Below are 19464 nucleotides of genomic sequence, written 5' to 3'. Positions count from 1 at the left end.
TCATTACAAAAATTTAAGCCGTTATAACCACTTAGTGATTGCGACCCGGGAATTATGTCTTTTTTGCGCCGCAATATAAGCGGCTCAATCGGAGCATAAAATTCGCAACCCCGTTCAACACCCGGTCTGTCGCCCATGAAGAAATTTTGGATCACTGTCAGCGTTATCGCAGTTGCCGCCGTCGGCGTCTGGCAATTCGGGAATCTGATCCCTTATGCCTCTCGCATTCCCACCCTCTCGCAGTTCATCAAGCAGCCGGCCGGCAGCAATGGCGGTGGGCAGCAAGCACGGGGCGATCAGGCGCAGGCCGACCAAGGGCAGGCCGATCAAACGCAGAACGGTGGTCAACATCAGGGCGGCGGGCGCAGACGCGGCGGCGGCGGCCCGACGGTCGTCAAGACCGTCGCAGCGGTGAAAACCACGCTGCCGACCGATGTGACGGCGACCGGCTGGGCCGATGCCGATGACAACACGACCATTGCCGCACAGGAACAGGGCCTGATCGTCAGCATCGATGCGCAGGATGGGGCGACCGTCAAAACCGGCGACCTGATCGCCAAGCTGGACGGGCGGACGGCCAAGGCAGCGGTCGACAAGGACAATGCGATGATCGTGCGCGACACCGCCACCCTTTCGGAGGCCGCGACCGCATTGACGCGCGCGCGAGATCTCTTCGACCAGAAGGCGGGCACCCAGCAGAGCCTCGACCAGGCGGTCGCCGCCCGTGATACCGCCGCAGCCACTGTTGACGCCGACAAGGCATCGCTTGTCTCCGATCAGGTCATCCTCGAGCACACCGACATTCGCGCGCCCTTCGATGGTCGGCTCGGCGATATCGCCGTCAGCAAAGGCGCTTTTCTCAGTGCCGGCGCGGCAATCGTCACCATCGCCAAATACGACCCGATCTATATAAAATTCCACCTGCAGGAGCGCTACCTGCGCACGTTGAAAAGCGCTCTGGCAGCCGGTCCGGTCGCGGTCAGCACGGTTCCCAAATCCACCAAGGGACAGGTCCGAAAGGGCGAGATCAGCTTCTACGACAACACGGTCGACACGGCCTCGGGCACGATCCTCGCCAAGGCGAAATTCGAGAATGCCTCCGGTGCGCTCTGGCCCGGCCAGTCGGTCAACATCGTGGTGCATTTCAACAATGACGAACAGCAGGTGGTGGTGCCGACGGTTGCCGTCAGCCCCGGCCCTGAGGGTTTCTTCGCCTTCGTCGCCAAGGACGGCAAATCGCATCTGACGCCGGTCACCGTCGCCCGCGCAAATGGCGGCTTCACCGCCATCGGCGCGGGTCTTTCGGCAGGCGACCACGTTGTCGTCGAGGGTCAGGGCCAGCTCAGCGATCAGCAGGCGATCAACGAGCAGTTCGACGAAAAGGCGCTTGATGTCGCCTCCGCCGACGAGCCTCGGCAGCAGCAGTCCGAGACGATCGCGGTGGGAGCTCAGCAATGATCCCCAATTTCTGTATCCAGCGGCCCGTCGCGACGACGCTGCTTGCCATCGGCGTCATTCTGGCTGGCCTTGCCGGTTACCAACTCGTTCCGGTCGCGGCACTTCCACAGGTCGATTTCCCGACAATCAACGTTTCGGCGCAGTTGAGCGGCGCCTCGCCGCAGACGATGGCAACCTCGGTTGCCACGCCGCTGATCAAGCAGTTCGAGACCATTCCCGGGGTCAGCGAAATCAGCGCCTCGAGTTCGCTCGGCAGCAGCAGCATCGTGCTGCAGTTCGATCTCAATCGCAATATCGACGCCGCCGCAGCCGACGTGCAGGCGGCGATCTCGCATGCAACCCGGCAGTTGCCCGACAACTTGACGACACCGCCGAGCTACCGCAAGACCAATCCGGCCGATGCGCCGGTGATGCTGCTTTCGGTGCAGAGCAACACCATGCCGCGCAGCAAGCTCGACGAGATCGCCGAGGACATCATCTCGCCGTCGCTTTCCACACTCCCCGGCGTTGCTCAGGTCAGCGTCTACGGTGCGCAGACCTACGCCGTGCGCGTCGAGGTCGATCCCAACAAGCTTTTGACCCGCGGCATCGGCATCGATACCGTCAACAAGGCGCTAGCTGCGGCCAACAGCCAGCAGCCGGTGGGAACGCTGCAGAACAACTCGCAGAGCATGACCATCACGGCAAACACGCAGCGCACCAACGCCGAACAATTCCGCTCGCTCGTCATTGCCAATCCGAATGGTGCGCCGATCCACCTCGGCGATATCGCCGATGTGCAGGACAGTGTCGAGAACCAGTATACCGGAAGCTGGTATGACGGCCAGCGCGGCATCATTCTCGCCATCCAGCGTCAGCCGGATGCCAACACGGTCGATGTCATCGATGCGATCAACGCCAAGCTGCCGCAGCTTCACGCCGAAATCCCACCCTCGGTGAACACCGTCGTCATGAACGACGCGGCAAAACCCATTCGCGATGCCATTTCCGACGTGAAGTTCACGCTGCTCTTGACGATCGGCCTCGTCGTTCTCGTCATCTACCTTTTCACCGGCCATGCGACCGCAACGATCATTCCGGGACTTGCGGTTCCGCTGTCGCTGATCTCGACCTTCGGCATGATGTATGTGCTTGGCTACAGCATCGACAACATCTCGCTGCTCGGGCTGACGCTCGCGGTGGGGCTGGTGGTCGACGACGCGATCGTCATGCTCGAAAACATCCTGCGCCATGTCGAAGAAGGCATGCCGGTGCGGGAAGCGGCGATCAAGGGTGCCGGCGAAGTCAGCTACACCATCATTTCCATGTCGGTTTCGCTGATTGCTGTCTTCATCCCGATCCTGCTGATGGGCGGCGTCGTTGGCCGCGTGTTCAACGAATTCGGCATGGTCGTCGCCATCGCCATCATCTCGTCGGCCATCGTCTCGCTGACCGTGACCCCGATGCTCGGCTCGCGTCTGTCCAACAACCACAGCCGCCCACCGCTCATCATCCGCATCTTCGATGCCGGCTTCGAGCGGACGCTCAACGGCTACGACAGGGCGGTTGGCTGGTGCCTTCAGCATCGCCCCACAATCCTCGGGGTTTTCCTCGGCTCGGTGGCGCTGACGATCTACTTCTTCATGACGCTGCCGACGAGCTTCTTCCCGCAGGAAGATATCGGCCGCCTGACGATCAGCACGCAGGCCCGGCAGGACATTTCCTATTCGGCCATGGAAGCGCTGCAGCAGCAGGCGGCAGCCGCCGTCAAGGCGAACCCGGCGGTCAACCACGTGATGTCGACGATCGGCGGCAATCCGAACAAACCGCAGAACAACGGCTCGATGTTCGTCGAACTCAAGGACAAGAAGGCGCGTCCGCCGCTTGACCAGACGCTGCGCGAGCTGCGCACGGCGATCAACAAGATCCCCGGACTGCAGGCCTTCGTGACGCCGAACCAGAGCCTGCGCTTCGGCGGCCGCCAGACCGCAAGCCAGTATCAGCTGGTGGTGCAGGCGCTGAGTGCCGATCAGACCAACCTCTGGGCCGGCAAGATCCAGGCGGCGATGCGCAAGGACCGCCTGTTCACCGACGTGACTTCGGACGCCCAGAACAACGCCCTGCAGGCCAACATCGTCATCGATACCGAGCGGGCGGCCGCCTATGGGATTGACAACGACACGCTGCGCACGACGCTGCAGGAATCCTTCAGCGGCTATTCAGCTGCGGAAATCCAGTCGACCGGCGATAGCTACAATGTCATCGTCGAATACGACACCAGCAAACCCTGGGACGACCAGAAGCTGTCGGAAATTCGTGTCGCCTCCGCCAATGGCAGCCTGGTGCCGCTGTCGAACTTCGCCCATGTGCAACGCACCACCGGCCCGGTCACCATCAACCAGACGGGGCAGCTGGTCTCGACCACTGTTTCCTTCAACCTGCCGGAAGGCGTCTCGCTCAGCGATGCGACGACGGCGGTCGACCAGATCAAGAAGGACATCGCCACACCGGCGGACGTCTTCACCTCCTATGGCGGTACGGCGGAGATTTTCCAGCAGTCGCAGGGCAATACGCCCTATTTGATCCTGGCGGCGGTGCTGACCATCTATGTCGTGCTTGGCGTGCTCTATGAGAGCTTCATCCATCCGCTCACCATCCTCTCCGGCCTGCCGGCCGCGGCCTTCGGCGCGCTGCTGGCGCTGAAGATCATGGGCTTCGATCTGTCGATCATCGCGCTTATCGGCCTGTTGATGCTGATCGGCATCGTCAAGAAAAACGCGATCATGATGATCGACGTGGCGGTGGAGACCATGCGCACGACGGGCGAAAAGGCGACGGCGGCGATCCACGAGGCCTGCGTGCGACGCTTCCGGCCGATCATGATGACGACTTTTTGCGCCTTGCTCGGCGCCCTGCCGATCGCGCTCGGCACCGGCGCAAGCTCGGAACTGCGCCAGCCGCTCGGCATCGCCGTCGTCGGCGGCCTGATCGTCTCGCAGATGCTGACACTGTTCATCACCCCGGTCATCTTCGTCGAGATGGACCGCTTCGGAAACTTCCTCGGCCGCCTGATCGGCGGAAAGAAGGTTGCGGAGCCGGTGGTGCAGGAGGCGAGGGCAATGGCTGCCGAATGATGATGGCCCTCTGAATTCGGCATTTGCCAATCAACCCTTGCGGCGCACTTCTTCTTCCGACCGGGAGAAGAAGTGCGCCCGCGATCACATCAGCTTTCGATCCCCTTGAATGTGTCCCGCCCCTGTGGCATCACCCGCCCTCCTGAATCTGGGGCGTGCTTACGCCCGTCGCGGAGCGATGCTCCGTCTCCAATAACAATCGGCATGAAGAGGTGCGGGCATGGCTCAGGCGCTGGGTTTGGACTTTGGCACGACGAATACGGTTCTCGCCATGGCGGATGGCGGGGCAACGCGCTCGATGGCGTTCACGAACACGGAAGGCACGGCCGACAGCATGCGCACAGCACTTTCCTTCATGAAGGATGCGCAACTCGGCGCTTCAGCCCTGAAGGTGGAGGCGGGCCATGCGGCGATCCGCCAGTTCATCGACAATCCCGGCGAATGCCGCTTTCTGCAGTCGATCAAGACCTTTGCGGCAAGCGCGCTGTTCCAGGGCACGCTGATCTACGCCAAGCGGCATAATTTCGAGGATCTGATGGAGGTGTTCGTCAGGCGCCTGCGCAATTACGCCGGCGACCACTGGCCTTCGGATGTCAGCCGCATCGTCACCGGCCGGCCGGTGCATTTTGCCGGCGCCAGCCCCGATCCTGACCTCGCGACCCAACGCTACAACGAGGCGCTGTCGCGCTTCGGCTTTCCCGAAATCCACTACGTCTACGAGCCGGTCGCCGCCGCCTTCTACTTCGCGCAGAACCTGAAGCAGGATGCGACAGTGCTGGTTGCCGATTTCGGCGGCGGCACGACCGACTATTCGCTGATCCGCTTCGAGACGGCCGCCGGCAAGCTGACAGCAACGCCAATCGGCCATTCCGGCGTCGGCGTTGCCGGCGACCATTTCGACTACAGGATGATCGACAACATCGTTGCACCGCTGATCGGCAAGGGCAGCCATTTCAAAAGCTTCGACAAGATCCTTGAAGTCCCGTCCAACTACTATTCCAGCTTCGGCCGCTGGAACCAGCTGTCGATCTTCAAGACCACCCGCGAATTCGAGGATCTGAAGAAGCTGGTGCGCACCAGCCTGGAGCCGGAAAAGCTCGAAATCTTCATCGATCTCATCGACCATGACGAGGGCTACCCGCTCTATCAGGCGGTGTCGGCGACGAAGATGGCGCTGTCGGCCGCGGAGGAAGCACCTTTCGATTTCGCGCCGCTCGGCCGCGGCGGGCATCGCAGCATCCGACGCAGCGACTTCGAAGGCTGGATCGCCGAGGATCTCGCCCGCATCGAAGGCGCGCTCGATGACGTGCTCGACAAGACCAGGACAAAGCCCGGGGAGATCGACAAGGTGTTCCTGACCGGCGGCACCTCCTTCGTGCCGGCGGTGCGCCGCATCTTCACCGAGCGTTTCGAGCGCGACCGGATCGAAAGCGGTGGCGAGCTGTTGTCGATCGCCCACGGTCTGGCGCTGATCGGCGAACGCGAGGACATCGCGCAATGGACTGTGCAATAGATCAGGCAGGGGTGGGCAATCTGTCGCCTGCCCTTCCAATGCCACTGTCTCTCCGCTAAACCTGCCATATGATCTCCGCCAACGACCTTTCCCCTGCCGAGCTTGCAGCGCTTCTGCATTTCCATGCGGATGCCGGCGTGGAATGGCTGCTGGAGGAAGAGGCGATCGACCGCTTCGCCGAGTTCGAGGCGATGAAGGTGGCCCGACGCCCGGCGGCACAGGCGCAGCCACAAGCTCCCATCACTGGGGAAGGTCCTGTCGCTCGGGACGGCCGGACACCGCCGCGTCCGAATACAGCGTCACGCCCGGCCCCGGCCGAACGCGCCGCTTCCGGCCCGCAGCCGGCGATCCCGGACGGCGAAGCGGTGCAGCAGGCGCGTTTCGTCGCCGAGACGGCGCGATCCCTGAGCGAACTCAAGACCGCGATCGAAGCCTTTAACGGCTGCAACCTCAAGCACAGCGCCCGCTCGACCATCTTTGCCAGCGGTGATGCCGAAAGCGGTATCATGGTGATCGGCTCGGCGCCGGGCGCCGAAGACGATCGCGAAGGCGTGCCCTTCTCGGGAAAATCCGGCCAGCTGTTCGACAAGATGCTGGCTGCGATTGGGCTGACGCGCTCAAGCGTTCTGCTGACGCAGGTCATCCCCTGGCGGCCACCTGGCAATCGTGCGCCTTCGGCGGCGGAAATGGACATCTGCCGGCCCTTCATCGAACGGCAGATCGCCCTGGCCGAACCCAAGGTGATCCTGTTGCTCGGCAATTTTTCGGCCCGCTTCTTCTTCGGTGAAAACGACACGATCCACGGCTTGCGCGGCCGCTGGAAGGAGATTGCCGCTGCGGACTGTGTCATTCCTGCCATAGCCAGCCTGCATCCGCAGGATCTGTTGACCGCGCCGGTCAACAAGCGGCTGGCCTGGAATGACCTGCTCGCCTTTCAAGCGAAGCTTAAGTCCCTCTCTTTGCTTAGAAATTAGCCAAAGTTGAATATATTATGAATCGATCTATGCGCCTTACGCATGGCTGCATCCCGCCATGACGCATTGCGGAATCAATGCTGCATCGCAATATGAAGTGGTGTCTTGGGAGGAACCACAGGAACCAAGGCCATGAACAAACGATTTCGTCCTATCCATAGCGGGTTTGAAACCCTTCGCCTCGCCGGCGACCAAGTTCGTACCACTCACGGCTACAGCCGCTTCGGCTTTGCCGCGAATGAACAGATGATCGCCCGCGGCACCGACATCAACGGCCGCACAGCGCGCCCCGACGCGATTTTTTCGGACTTCCAGCAATATTGAGCGGCAGGCGCTTCGCCTGCCCTTTTGCGTTAAGAGTACTCAAAGATGACGATCCTGATATCGCTTCTGCGCAACATCGAAACCTTCGAGCATATCCGCGTCGCGGTCTCAGCCGCGCGGGAATATGAGCGCGAGCTATCGCTCAAGCCGGTCGACGCCGCCCCCTGCATTGGACCAAGTGTTGCGGCAATCGTTCTGTGATCAGACGGCAATTTCCTCGATCTGGGCTTTTGCCCATTCGAAGGCTTCGTCGACATAGGCGAACTTGACCGCCTGCCAGGCGCAGTATTGCTCGACGAAATCCCGCGATATCCAAATGTGCGCCTTGCGTGGTTCGTCATGCCAGCCGACGCAGCCGCGCTGCGCCGCCTTTGCCAAGAGCCGTTGGAGATGGGTGCGCGACATCATGAAATCGGCGGCGAGCGCACGGGTTTCGACGCGGCCGACGGAAAATCTATCCGGCTCGCTGCTTTCCATATCCATTCGAGCGATGAAGTTGTCGACGACGAGGCCACCAGCCTCCGTCCAGAGGAACAGCGCCACCTGTTCGGGCGGCTCGCGCCAGGCGGCATCTTCCAGGCAATGGCGGGCGATGCGCGGCTGAACCAGCCGCATCATTGATGGGTTTGACTGAAAAAACGCTGCCCTTCGACCGCCGTCAAGTAGATCGAGCGCGCCGAGATTGGAATGAATCCAGGCAAACATCGCCTGATGGCTGACGTCGGCCGGCTCGAAATGACGTGGCCGCCGCCGCTCGTCGCCGGGCGTGTGAACAATGAAGCGGTAGGTATAGAGTTCTTCGATAAAGGCGAGAACGGTGTTGCGGCTTGCCACCTTATGCGCGGTGATGCGTCCGGTCAGCCGAACGGCGGTGAAACCCGAGGTCGGGTCGCGCGGGTCATATTCCAGGTTGAGGGCATAGGCAGTCTGGGTCAGAAGCCAGCGCTGATGCGAAGCGAGCAATCGCGCCAGGCGCGGGCCGGCATCGAACATGCCGCGCATCTGCCCAGCCAAAAAGCGGATGCTCATCAGAAAGGAGCAGTTCCCCGCCAATTGCTCCGCCGTGAATGCCATTATGCTTTTCTCCACCTCCGCGCGCCGGCCAGCGTTCGGAGCAGCAATACCGGAAGCTTCCCCGGTATCAGCGGCCATTCAGACATGCACAGCTTCGAATAAATGATACTCTCTCATCTTCAACAAACATATTCCGTGCGGCAGCGATATCCCAAGAATTCACCATTCTTTTCGCTCTTAGCGAGCAATTTTCCCCAAGCGGCGATATTCGCCTTAAAAGCCTTCATATCATGCGGTTGCAAGCGTCAGGCTTGCGGCGTCGTGGCTCTGCGCGCCTCCCTCTGCTCGATGCCGAGCTGATGCTCACGATAGATGATGAAGATGCCGGCGGAGATGACGATGAGAGTGCCGATCAGCATGGTAAAGCTCGGCACGTCGCCGAAGACGAAATAAGCGACGATGATGCCGAGTAGGATCGAGGTATATTCAAACGGCGCGATGGTGGAGACATCGGCATGGCGGTAGCTTTCCGTCAGCAGGATCTGCGCGACGCCGCCGCAAAAACCGGCGGCGACGAGATAGAGTGCCGACGGCCATGGCAGGACGAGCCAGCCGAACGGCAGGGAGGCCAGCGAGAAGACCGATGCGATGAGCGAGAAATAGAGCACAATCGTCGCCGTCTTCTCCTCCTCGACGAGACGACGCACTTGGATCATCGCCATGCCGCCGAGAACGGCCGAAAATAGCACCGAGAGCGCGCCGACGGCCTGCTCGGCTTCCATGCCGCCGTCACGAAACAGCGTGAGTTTCGGCCAGGAGACGATGGCGACGCCGACGATGCCGACCAAGACGGCGCTCCAACGATAGATGCGCACGGTCTCGCCGAGAAAAACCGCGGCGAAGACGACGGCGACGAGCGGTAAGGCGTAGCCGAGCGCAATCGCTTCCGGCAGCGGCAGATGCAGCAGGCCGTAGAAACCGAAAGCCATCGACATGATGCCGATCGTGCCGCGCTTGAGGTGGCCGATCGGATTGGCGGTGTAGAAGGCCGCGCGCAGTTGCCCGATATAGGCGAGATAAGCCATGATCGGGAAAAGCGCGAAGAAGGACCTGCAGAAGGTGACCTGACCGGGTGGGATGTCTGAGCCCGCCAGCTTGATGAAAGTCTGCATGGCCAGGAAGACCACGACCGACGAGACCTTCAGCGCAATGCCTCTCATCGGGTTTTTGAGAACCGCGTGCATGATCCTGGCTCTTATGTCGACTTAACAGCAACGGGGAGACGCGTTCGACTCGGGAACGCAGAAGATGACGTCTCCCATCGTAGCGAAGAAAATCCCGATTGGCGAAAAAATCGCAAGCAGCGTGGAAGAATCGCAAAGTCACCTTCCGGCGCAGGCCCGACGGTGCGGATGCGCGCCCTCGCGTCGATTTTTTGCTCTCTTCAGCCATTTCGCCGCAAAATGTTCACCTCTGACCGGTCGGTGTTAACCAATTGAAAACCATAGGCACGCATCGTTTTTGCTTACTCGAAATTTTCTTCGCCCTGCAACGATTGCCCGCCCCTTCCAGGATCATTTGATGAAGCCGCTTAGCGCCGAAACCATTGCCCAGTCGCAAAATGCGACGCCGCGCTCGATGCGCGTTGTCACCGACGGCATCAGCACCGACCTCGAGCGCTTCAGCGCCGACAACACCAATATCGTCAAGCAGATCAAGCTGCTCGCCATCAATGCGCTGATCGAAGCGGCAAGAGCCGGCGAGACCGGAAAGGGCTTTGCGGTCGTTGCCAACGAGGTGCAGCGGCTGGCGCAGGTCGCCACCGACATCACCTGCAGGTTCGAGAGCAACGTGCTCGGGCGCATCGGCCTCAGCCGCGCCATGGCGGATTCGCTGGTCGAGGAGATGGAGGGCGTTCGCCTCACCGATCTGGCGCAGACGCTGGTGCAGCTCATTGTCCGCAATCTTTTCGAGCGCACGGCCGATGTGCGCTGGTGGGCGACGGACCCGGCACTCTGGCAGGCGCTGCGAAACCCGGATCGGGAAACCGTCGCCTTTGCGGCGGAGCGTCTCGGCGCCATCAACCGCTTCTACACCGTCTACCTCGATCTGGTCATGACCGATCTTTCGGGCAAGGTGATCGCATCGGCCAATCCCAAGTTCCAGCGCAAGATTGCCGGCACGAGCCTTGCCGGTGATGCATGGTTCCGCGCGGCGTCTGCCTGCGCCTCCGGCGAGGCGTATAGTGTCGACGAGGTCAAAGCGAGCCCGATCCATGACAACAGGCATGCGCTCGTCTATGCCACCGGCATCCGCGAAGAAGGCAAGCTCGACGGACGGCTGATCGGCACGCTCGGCGTCTATTTCGACTGGCAGAACCAGGGCCAGGCGATCGTCGAGAAAGAGGCGAACCTGCCGCCGCAACTGGCGGAAAGGACGACAGTCATGCTGCTCGACGGCAAGAGCCGGGTGATCGCCACCACCAATCCCGCCTTGCTGTTTTCCCATTTTGCTCTCGCCAATCCGTCCGGCCGGGCCAAGGGCAGCTACTACGACAATAACGGCTCGATCGTCGCTTTCGCGCGCACCCTCGGCTACGAGGATTACGACGGGCTCGGCTGGTACGGCGTCGTCGTACAGCGGACGGAAAGCGACGCGACGATCAAGGCGGCACTCAATCTAAAATAGCACCTTTCGCCCAGCAGCCGCGTCCTTCAGTTCTGAAGAGGATATTTTGCCCGTGAACTTGGTGTTCGCGGGCAATTTGCTTTAACTTTAGTTCAGACTTTAATGTAATCATGCCCGGCAAAATTATAGCAGAGTGCGCCCGCCTCTGTATTCCACGGTTGTCAAATAACGGTCTTCAGGAAACACCATGCGAACAGATACCGGCCAGGTCATCCATCTGGCAGATTACCGTCCCACCGACTTTGTGCTGGAACGCGTGGACCTGACCTTCGAACTCGACCCGACGGAGACAAAAGTCGAGGCACGCCTGATCTTTCATCGCCGCCCGGGCGCCGATACAACGGCGCCAATCGTGCTCGACGGCGACGAGCTGACGCTGTCCGGGCTGCTGTTCGACCAGGTGGAGCTCGACCCTTCGCGTTATGACGCAACAGCGGAAAGCCTGACGGTGCGCGACCTGCCGGAGAGCGTGCCTTTCGAGCTGACGATCACTACGGTCATCAACCCCGAGGCCAACACCAAGCTGATGGGCCTTTACCGCACCGGCGGCATCTACTGCACGCAATGCGAGGCGGAGGGCTTCCGCCGCATCACCTATTTCCCCGACCGGCCCGACGTGCTTGCGCCGTTCACGGTCAACATTATCGCCGACAAGGACGCCAACCCGCTGCTGTTGTCGAACGGCAACTTCCTCGGCGGCGCCGGCTACGGCCCGGGCAAGCATTTCGCCGCCTGGTTCGACCCGCATCCGAAGCCGAGCTATCTCTTCGCGCTCGTCGCCGGCGATCTCGGCGTCGTCGAAGACATGTTTGCCACCATGTCCGGCCGCGAGGTGGTGCTGAAGATCTATGTCGAGCACGGCAACGAGCCGCGCGCAGCCTATGCGATGGACGCGCTGAAACGCTCGATGAAGTGGGACGAAGAGAGGTTCGGACGCGAATACGATCTCGACATCTTCATGATCGTCGCCGTCTCCGACTTCAACATGGGGGCGATGGAGAACAAGGGCCTCAACGTCTTCAACGACAAATACGTCCTTGCCGATCCGGAACTCGCCACCGATGCCGACTATGCCAATATCGAGGCGATCATCGCGCATGAATATTTCCACAACTGGACCGGCAACCGCATCACCTGCCGCGACTGGTTCCAGCTGTGCCTCAAGGAAGGCCTGACGGTCTATCGCGACCACGAATTCTCTTCCGACCAGCGCTCGCGGCCGGTCAAGCGCATCGCCGAGGTGCGCCATCTGAAGTCGGAGCAGTTCCCGGAAGATGGCGGCCCGCTCGCTCATCCGGTGCGGCCGACGCAATATCGCGAGATCAATAATTTCTACACGACGACCGTCTACGAGAAGGGCAGCGAAGTGACGCGGATGATCGCGACGCTGCTCGGCAAGGACGGCTTCAAGACGGGCATGGACCTCTATTTCGATCGTCATGACGGCCAGGCCGTGACGATCGAGGATTTCGTCAAATGCTTCGAGGATGCAAGCGGGCGCGACCTCACGCAATTCTCGCTCTGGTACCATCAGGCCGGCACGCCGCTCGTCACCGCATCGGGCAGCTATGATGCGGCCGCCGGCAGCTTCACCCTGTCGCTCGAACAGATGACGCCCGCTACACCCGGCCAGCCGAACAAGGAGCCGATGCACATTCCGCTCAGCCTGGCGCTCTTCGGCGAAAACGGCGGCAAGATCGAGCCTCGCTCGGTCGACGGCGCGGAATATGCCGGCGAGGTGCTGCATCTCACAGGCCGCACGCAGACGGCGGTGTTTCATGGCATTGGCTCGCGGCCGGTCGTTTCGATCAACCGCAGCTTTTCCGCGCCGATCAACCTGCATTTCGATCAGAGCCCGGCCGATCTCGCCCACCTCGCCCGCCATGAGACCGATCATTTCGCCCGCTGGCAGGCACTGACCGATCTGGCGCTGCCGAACCTCCTGAAAGCAGCCCGCGACGCTCGCGAGGGCAAGCCTGTCGTCTGCGAGGCGACCTTCGTCGAGACGCTGATTGCGGCGGCCGCCGACGAGCGCCTCGAGCCTGCCTTCCGCGCCCAGGCGCTGGCTCTGCCGAGCGAATCCGATATCGCCCGCGAACTCGGCGGCAACAATGATCCCGATGCCATCCATGCCGGCCGGCAAGCGGTTCTGAAGCAGATCGCCGATGCCGGAAAGGATGTTTTTGCCGACCTCTACGCGGCGATGACGACATTGGGCGATTTCAGCCCGGACGCGAAAAGCGCCGGCCACAGGGCCTTGCGCAATACCGCCCTCACCTATCTCTCCTATGCCGAGCAGACGCCGGCCCGCGCCAAGGCCGCCTTTGATGCTGCCGACAATATGACAGATCTCAGCCATGCGCTGACGATCCTCGCCCATCGTTTCGCCGGCAGCGCGGAGACAAACGAGGCGCTGGCAAACTTCCGCGACCGCTTCGCGGGAAATGCGCTCGTCATCGACAAATGGTTCGCAATCCAGGCCGGCATTCCGGGCGCGGAAACCCTGGAACGGATTCGCGCGCTGATGGACGATCCGCTGTTCAAGCGGACCAATCCGAACCGGATGCGGGCGCTGGTCGGCACCTTCGCCTTCGCCAATCCGACCGGCTTTGGCCGCGCCGACGGCGAAGGCTATCGTTTCCTCGCACGTCAGATTCTCGATATCGACGAACGCAACCCGCAGCTTGCCGCCCGCATTCTCACTTCGATGCGCTCCTGGCGCGCGCTTGAACCGGCACGTGCCGATCACGCCCGTTTGGCGCTAATCGAGATCGAGCAGGCTGCCGCTCTTTCGACCGACGTGCGCGATATCGTCGAGCGCACGCTTAAAGGGTAATTTGCTTCGACCGGTCGTCGCGAAAAATTCGGCGACCGGTTGCCTAGCGAGTCGAATCGCCCGAAAAGCACGAAATCATAGATAGTTAACGGATTTTTACCTTTGCCTCTGGACAAGGCGAATCACCCATGATTCTCTAGGTCAGGTTCGAGCGAGCGGCGCGCGAATCACACGAGGGACAAGGCGAAGAGATGATAGACGTGCGGCGGGCAACCGTGGCCGGAGGACGGCTGCGTGTCGATTTTGACGGGTTGAAAGCCTGGCGAGACAGCCTTTCCGGTCATGCGACATCGGAACCTCTTCTGCGTCATCTGCCGAAGGCCGAGCTGCTCTTGAAGCGCGCCATTCCGGCGCTGATCGTCGCCTTCCTCTTCATCGTTGCCGCATCGCATTTCTTCGGCATGGTCAGCGAATACTCCCGCCTGGAAGCCTCGGCTCGCCATGCCACCGCGCTGTCGGCAGCGACCGCCTCTGCGGTATTTGCCGATACATCAGACATTTTCGACAGCGGCGATATCGCAGAAGCGCAGGCCCGGCTCGCCAGGTTCCTGCCGCAGGATCGGCTCGACAGCGGCGCCTTCGTGCTGCTCGTACAGGCAAGCGGCAAGGTTTTTGCCGCGACGACCGCCGGGCTTTCGCATGTCGGCAGCAATGTCAGCGATTTTTTCCCCGAGGTCTCGGCGATCCGGCGGTTCGGCGACCGCGCCGGCGTCATCGAAACGACCATAGGCGGCGTGCCGCACTATGCCGAGATCACGCTGATGAGCAATGCCGGCGGCTATATCGTCGCCGCCACCTCGCTCGACGAGATCAGCCGGCTCTGGCGCGAGCAGCTGGCCCTCAACGTTACGCTGTTTGCCGGCATCTCCTCGATCCTGCTGGTCATTCTCTATGCCTATTACACGCAGGTGAAGCGCGCCCGCGACGCCGACGACATCTTCCTGGAATCGAACCTGCGCGTCGAGACGGCGCTGTCGCGCGGCCGCTGCGGCCTCTGGGACTTCGATTTCGAGAACCGCGAATTCTTCTGGTCACGCTCAATGTACGACATGCTCGGCCTGCCGGGTTCCGACAAGACGATGGGCTTCGGTGAAGCCGCGCGGCTGATGCATCCTGATGACGGCGGGCTTTACGAGATCGCCCGCGCCATCGCCAAGGGCCACTCCGGTCAGGTCGATCAGATCTTCCGCATGCGCCATGCCGGCGGCCACTATGTCTGGATGCGCGCCCGCGCCCAGGTGATCCGCAGCAATTCCGGCCGCGTGCACCTGATCGGCATCGCCATGGACGTGACCGAGCAGCATCGGCTCGCGCAGCGCTACGCCGAAGCCGACCAGCGCCTCGCCGACGCCATCGAATGCACCTCGGAAGCCTTCGTGCTCTGGGACAAGAACGATCGGCTGGTCATGTGCAACACGCATTTCCAGCAGGCTTACGGCTTGCCGGACAGCGTGCTCGTGCCCGGCACTGAGCGCTCGGCCGTCAATGCTGCCGCCGCCCGTCCTGTCATCGAGCGGCGGATTTCCGATGCCGACGGCTCCGGCTATTCACGGACGACGGAAGTGCAGCTTGCCGACGAGCGCTGGCTGCAGATCAACGAGCGGCGCACCCGCGACGGCGGCAGGGTCTCGGTCGGAACCGACATCACGCTGATGAAGCGCCATCAGGAACGGCTGCGCGAATCCGAACGCCGGCTGATGGCAACGATTGGCGACCTTTCCGCCTCGCGCCAGACGCTGGAGAGCCAGAAATCGGAACTTTCAACGGCGAACGCCAACTATCAGGCTGAGAAAGAACGCGCCGAGGCTGCCAACCAGGCGAAATCGGAATTCCTTGCCAACATGTCGCATGAGCTGCGCACGCCGCTTAACGCCATCCTCGGCTTCTCGGAAATTCTGCAAAACGAGATGTTTGGTCCGCTCGGTTGCCTGAAATATGACGAGTATGCCCGCGATATCCATGACAGCGGCAAACATCTGCTCAACGTCATCAACGATATTCTCGACATGTCGAAGATCGAGGCCGGCCACGTCAGGCTGCACTGCGAGCGCATCGATCTCGTGCCGCTGATCGAGGAAAGCCTGCGCTTCACCGCCATGCCTGCGGCTGAAAAGAACATCGTCATCGACCAGCGTATCTCATCCGGGCTGACGCTGATGGCCGACCGCCGGGCGATGAAACAGGTGCTGCTCAACCTGCTCTCCAATGCGGTGAAGTTCACCGACAATGGCGGCCGCATCGCGGTGCGCACACGCCGTGTCGACGGCGCCGTCGTCGTCACCATCGCCGACACCGGCATCGGCATTCCACGCTCGGCGCTGGCGAAGATCGGCCAGCCCTTCGAGCAGGTGCAGAGCCAGTATGCCAAGAGCAAGGGCGGCTCCGGCCTCGGGCTTGCCATCTCCCGCTCGCTGACCTCTCTGCATGGCGGCCGCATGAAGATCCGCTCCCGCGAAGCGGTGGGCACGGTGATCTCGCTGCGCATTCCCGATGACGTCTAAAACACGCCGCAGTTCGTCGATGCATCAAGCCTTCACGATTTTCAGGAAAATCTTTCTGACCGCTTTCGAAAGCCGCTTCAGCTCGCCTTCCAGCGTCCTGATGTCGGGGCAATCGCCGGCGCGGCAGACGAGTTCGACGAGGCCGGAAGGTGCTTCCTTCGGATCGAACAGGCCGTCGATGGAGAGGCGGATCAGTTGCGAAAGGCCGGTATAGAGCGCGAAGGCCTCCAGGCAAATGTCGAGATCGACTGTTGCCATCAGCCTGTCACCAAGCAGCTTCAAGGCCTCGCCGGTGCTCATGCCGTTCACCGCAATGCCGACGCCCCTGGTGGGCGCGATCAGCGCCAGGTACTGCGCGATGAATTCCAGGTCGATGACGCCGCCGGGGATCAGCTTCAGGTCCCATGAGCCGGCGGGCGGCTTTTCCTTATCGATCAGTTCGCGCATCTCGGCGACGTCATGCGCCACCTTGGCAATGTCGCGATCGGCCGACAGCACCTCGCGGACGATATGTTCGGCCTCGGCGATGAGGCTCTCATCGCCTGAGATCAGCCGGGCGCGGCTGAGCGCCATATGCTCCCAGGTCCATGCCTCTTCACGCTGATATTTGCCGAAGGCATTGATGCGGGTGGCGACCGGCCCTTTGTTGCCGGACGGGCGCAGCCGCATGTCGGCCTCATAGAGCACGCCTTCGGCGGTCGGCGCCGAGAAGGCGGCGATCAGCCGCTGGGTGATGCGGGTGAAGTAACGCGTCGCGTCGAGCGGCTTTTCCCCATCGGATTCGGAAGCGTTGTCGTCATAATCATAGAGCAGGATCAGGTCGATGTCGGAACCGGCCGTCAGCTCGAAGCTGCCGAGCTTGCCCATGCCGGCGACAGCAATGCGCCCGCCGGGATAGTCGCCGTGCGTTACCCGCATCTCGCTCACGACGGCCTCGAGTGCGGCTGCGATGATGAGGTCGGCAAGATGGGTGAAGGCACGTGCGGCCATCTGGCCGTTGATCGCGCCGGTCAGCAGTCGAATGCCGATCAGGAAGCGCTGCTCGGCAGCGAAGATACGCAACCGATCGAGCACTTCCTCATAGTGGCGCGCCTGGACAAGCGAGCCCTTCAGCCGCTCGCCGAGATAATCGCGGGTCGGCAGTTCGGCCATCAGGCCGGGATCGAGCATGCCGTCGAAGACATGCGGCTTGGCGGCGATCACCTCGGCAAGCCGTGGTGCCGAGGACATGATGTTGACGATCAGCGACAGCAATGCCGGGTTGCTGCCGAGCAGCGAGAAGAGCTGGATGCCGGAGGGAAGGCCCGAAATGAAGCTGTCGAAGCGCAGCAGCGCTTCGTCGGCGCGCTTGCTTTCGCCGAAAACCCGCAAAAGCTCCGGCGCCAGCTCCGTCAGCCTTTCGCGCGCCTCGACCGATTGCGTCGCGCGGTAGCGGCCATAGTGCCAGGTGCGGATGATGCGGGAGATGTCGGACGGTCTGCCAAAACCGAGTTTCTTCAGCGTCTCCAGCGTATCGGGATCGTCGCCCTGGCCGGTGAAGACGAGGTTTCCGGTGTCGGTGGAAAGCTTGCTCTCCTGTTCGAAGAGATGGGCATAACGCCGCTCTACCGTCTTCAGCACGCCGACCAACCGTTCGGAGAAGCTTGGCGTGTCGGAAAAGCCCATCATGAAGGCGATGCGCTTCAGGTCGACATCCGTCTCCGGCAACAGGTGGGTCTGCTCGTCGCGCACCATCTGGATGCGGTGCTCGACATCGCGCAGGAACCAGTAGGCCTCGGTCAGTTCGTCACGGGTCTCGGCGTCTATCCATTTCGCCTTGGTCAGTTCGCCGAGTGTCTGCTCCGTTGCCCGGCCCCGCAAGGCCGGCATGCGGCCGCCAGCGATCAGCTGTTGCGTCTGGACGAAGAACTCGATCTCGCGAATGCCGCCGCGGCCGAGCTTGACGTTATGGCCCTTGACCGCGATCGCGCCGTGGCCCTTATGCACATGAATCTGCCGCTTGATCGAATGGATATCGGCGATGGCGGCGTAATCGAGATATTTTCGAAAGACGAAAGGGGCGAGCCCACGCAGGAATTCGCTGCCGGCCGTCAGGTCGCCGGCCACGGCGCGAGCCTTGACGAAGGCTGCCCGCTCCCAATTCTGACCCCTGCCCTCGTAATAGATCATCGCTGCGTCGACCGGGATCGCCAGTGGCGTCGAGCCGGGATCGGGGCGCAGTCTGAGATCGGTGCGGAAGACGTAGCCGTCAGCGGTGCGCTCCTGCAGGATGCGCACCAGCCGGCGCATCATCCTGGGGAAGATCTCGATCGCGTCATCCGGGTCGGGCACGATGCCTGCCTCCTCGTCGAAGAAGACAACGAGGTCGATATCGGAGGAATAGTTGAGCTCGGAAGCGCCGAGCTTGCCCATGCCGAGCACGATCAGGCCGGAGCCGTCGCTGGGTGCTGCCGGATTGTGCAGCTTCAACTTTCCGCCCTCATGCGCCGACAGCAGTAGGTGGTCGATTGCGGCCGCGACCGAAGCTTCGGCCAGCGCACTCAGCCAGGCCGTCGTCGCCCGCCCGTCGAAGATCCGCGCCAGATCGGCGAGTGCGACGAGGAAGGCCACCTTGCGCTTGATGACGCGCAGCCTGCTCATCACCACGGATTCCGTAGGTGCTGTCCCCTCGCCGTTCGGCCGCCAGCAGTGCCGGGCCTCAGCGACCAGCGCCTCGATTTGCGGCTCCAGCGGCTCGCTGATGGCGCCAGCGAGGACGGCAGGGTCGAGATTGGCGATTTCGCGCAGGTAAGGCGACAGCGTCAGCGCGGCGGCGATGAAATCGCGCAGCGGACCGTCGGTCTTGAGCATTGCAGCCACCGACCGCTCGCTCTTGCCGGCCTCCTGAAGATCGGCCATCGCCAGCTTCAGCTCCGTCTGGCTCAGCGGACGAAGCAGCCCTTCGACCACATCCTTCAGGCCATGCGTCGATTTCGTCAGCATGCGCTCTCCCTGGCTTTTGAGCGGAAGAAAACGGCCACATAGAATCGCGAACCGTCTGCTT

12 protein-coding genes are annotated in these 19464 nt (G+C 62.0%); 9 read left to right on the top strand and 3 right to left on the bottom strand.

Going from position 1 to position 19464, the window contains the following annotated elements; all coding sequences use genetic code 11:
- Positions 1 to 135: 135 nt before the first annotated feature.
- From HJB83_RS06605 to HJB83_RS06580, 6 genes are all read left to right on the top strand, one after another.
- Complete coding sequence (locus HJB83_RS06605) at positions 136 to 1458, top strand: efflux RND transporter periplasmic adaptor subunit (protein WP_221131468.1); 1323 nt, start codon at positions 136 to 138, stop codon at positions 1456 to 1458.
- On the top strand, positions 1455 to 4571 hold the full coding sequence (locus HJB83_RS06600) for an efflux RND transporter permease subunit (protein WP_221131467.1): 3117 nt from the start codon (positions 1455 to 1457) through the stop codon (positions 4569 to 4571). Before HJB83_RS06605 ends, HJB83_RS06600 begins: the two co-directional genes overlap by 4 nt.
- A gap of 220 nt (positions 4572 to 4791) precedes the next feature.
- Positions 4792 to 6084, top strand: coding sequence for an Hsp70 family protein (locus HJB83_RS06595; protein ID WP_207583564.1), 1293 nt, complete (start codon positions 4792 to 4794; stop codon positions 6082 to 6084).
- A gap of 68 nt (positions 6085 to 6152) precedes the next feature.
- Positions 6153 to 7058: a uracil-DNA glycosylase family protein gene (locus HJB83_RS06590; RefSeq protein ID WP_221131466.1), complete on the top strand. Its 906-nt coding sequence runs from the start codon at positions 6153 to 6155 to the stop codon at positions 7056 to 7058.
- 132 nt (positions 7059 to 7190) lie between these two features.
- Positions 7191 to 7382, top strand: a complete 192-nt coding sequence (locus HJB83_RS06585; RefSeq protein WP_207583562.1) for a hypothetical protein — start codon at positions 7191 to 7193, stop codon at positions 7380 to 7382.
- Between the two features lie 45 nt (positions 7383 to 7427).
- Complete coding sequence (locus HJB83_RS06580; RefSeq protein WP_207583561.1) at positions 7428 to 7583, top strand: hypothetical protein; 156 nt, start codon at positions 7428 to 7430, stop codon at positions 7581 to 7583.
- Here HJB83_RS06580 and HJB83_RS06575 read toward each other — a convergent pair whose 3' ends face one another.
- Both HJB83_RS06575 and HJB83_RS06570 read right to left on the bottom strand, forming a co-directional pair.
- A complete protein-coding gene (locus tag HJB83_RS06575; RefSeq protein ID WP_207583560.1) occupies positions 7584 to 8456 on the bottom strand; it encodes a hypothetical protein in 873 nt (290 codons plus the stop codon).
- Positions 8457 to 8701: 245 nt separating this feature from the next.
- Entirely contained in the window at positions 8702 to 9640 is a 939-nt protein-coding gene (locus HJB83_RS06570; protein ID WP_207583559.1) for a DMT family transporter, read from the bottom strand.
- Positions 9641 to 9977: 337 nt separating this feature from the next.
- On the opposite strand from HJB83_RS06570, the gene HJB83_RS34575 reads away from it, so the two are divergent.
- The 3 genes from HJB83_RS34575 (at position 9978) to HJB83_RS06555 (ending at position 16421) form a co-directional block, all read left to right on the top strand.
- On the top strand, positions 9978 to 11084 hold the full coding sequence (locus tag HJB83_RS34575; protein ID WP_221131465.1) for a methyl-accepting chemotaxis protein: 1107 nt from the start codon (positions 9978 to 9980) through the stop codon (positions 11082 to 11084).
- A gap of 187 nt (positions 11085 to 11271) precedes the next feature.
- A complete protein-coding gene (gene pepN, locus HJB83_RS06560; protein ID WP_221131464.1) occupies positions 11272 to 13920 on the top strand; it encodes an aminopeptidase N in 2649 nt (882 codons plus the stop codon).
- 191 nt (positions 13921 to 14111) lie between these two features.
- Positions 14112 to 16421, top strand: a complete 2310-nt coding sequence (locus HJB83_RS06555) for a PAS domain-containing sensor histidine kinase (protein ID WP_221131463.1) — start codon at positions 14112 to 14114, stop codon at positions 16419 to 16421.
- Between the two features lie 24 nt (positions 16422 to 16445).
- Here HJB83_RS06555 and HJB83_RS06550 read toward each other — a convergent pair whose 3' ends face one another.
- A complete protein-coding gene (locus tag HJB83_RS06550; RefSeq protein ID WP_221131462.1) occupies positions 16446 to 19403 on the bottom strand; it encodes a bifunctional [glutamine synthetase] adenylyltransferase/[glutamine synthetase]-adenylyl-L-tyrosine phosphorylase in 2958 nt (985 codons plus the stop codon).
- Positions 19404 to 19464: the final 61 nt, after the last annotated feature.

It is taken from the genome of Rhizobium sp. NZLR11 (genome assembly GCF_019685115.1).
In the GTDB taxonomy this organism is placed as follows: Bacteria; Pseudomonadota; Alphaproteobacteria; order Rhizobiales; family Rhizobiaceae; genus Rhizobium.
This window is presented reverse-complemented; position numbering and strand designations above follow the sequence as displayed.

Bases quoted from the DNA above. Each gene is read 5' to 3' on its own strand.
- HJB83_RS06550 (WP_221131462.1), bottom strand. From the start codon at position 19,403: ATGCTGACGAAATCGACGCATGGCCTGAAGGATGTGGTCGAAGGGCTG.
- HJB83_RS06595 (WP_207583564.1), top strand. From the start codon at position 4,792: ATGGCTCAGGCGCTGGGTTTGGACTTTGGCACGACGAATACGGTTCTC.
- HJB83_RS06605 (WP_221131468.1), top strand. From the start codon at position 136: ATGAAGAAATTTTGGATCACTGTCAGCGTTATCGCAGTTGCCGCCGTC.
- HJB83_RS06590 (WP_221131466.1), top strand. From the start codon at position 6,153: ATGATCTCCGCCAACGACCTTTCCCCTGCCGAGCTTGCAGCGCTTCTG.
- HJB83_RS34575 (WP_221131465.1), top strand. From the start codon at position 9,978: ATGAAGCCGCTTAGCGCCGAAACCATTGCCCAGTCGCAAAATGCGACG.
- pepN (WP_221131464.1), top strand. From the start codon at position 11,272: ATGCGAACAGATACCGGCCAGGTCATCCATCTGGCAGATTACCGTCCC.
- HJB83_RS06570 (WP_207583559.1), bottom strand. From the start codon at position 9,640: ATGCACGCGGTTCTCAAAAACCCGATGAGAGGCATTGCGCTGAAGGTC.
- HJB83_RS06585 (WP_207583562.1), top strand. From the start codon at position 7,191: ATGAACAAACGATTTCGTCCTATCCATAGCGGGTTTGAAACCCTTCGC.
- HJB83_RS06555 (WP_221131463.1), top strand. From the start codon at position 14,112: ATGATAGACGTGCGGCGGGCAACCGTGGCCGGAGGACGGCTGCGTGTC.
- HJB83_RS06600 (WP_221131467.1), top strand. From the start codon at position 1,455: ATGATCCCCAATTTCTGTATCCAGCGGCCCGTCGCGACGACGCTGCTT.
- HJB83_RS06580 (WP_207583561.1), top strand. From the start codon at position 7,428: ATGACGATCCTGATATCGCTTCTGCGCAACATCGAAACCTTCGAGCAT.
- HJB83_RS06575 (WP_207583560.1), bottom strand. From the start codon at position 8,456: ATGGCATTCACGGCGGAGCAATTGGCGGGGAACTGCTCCTTTCTGATG.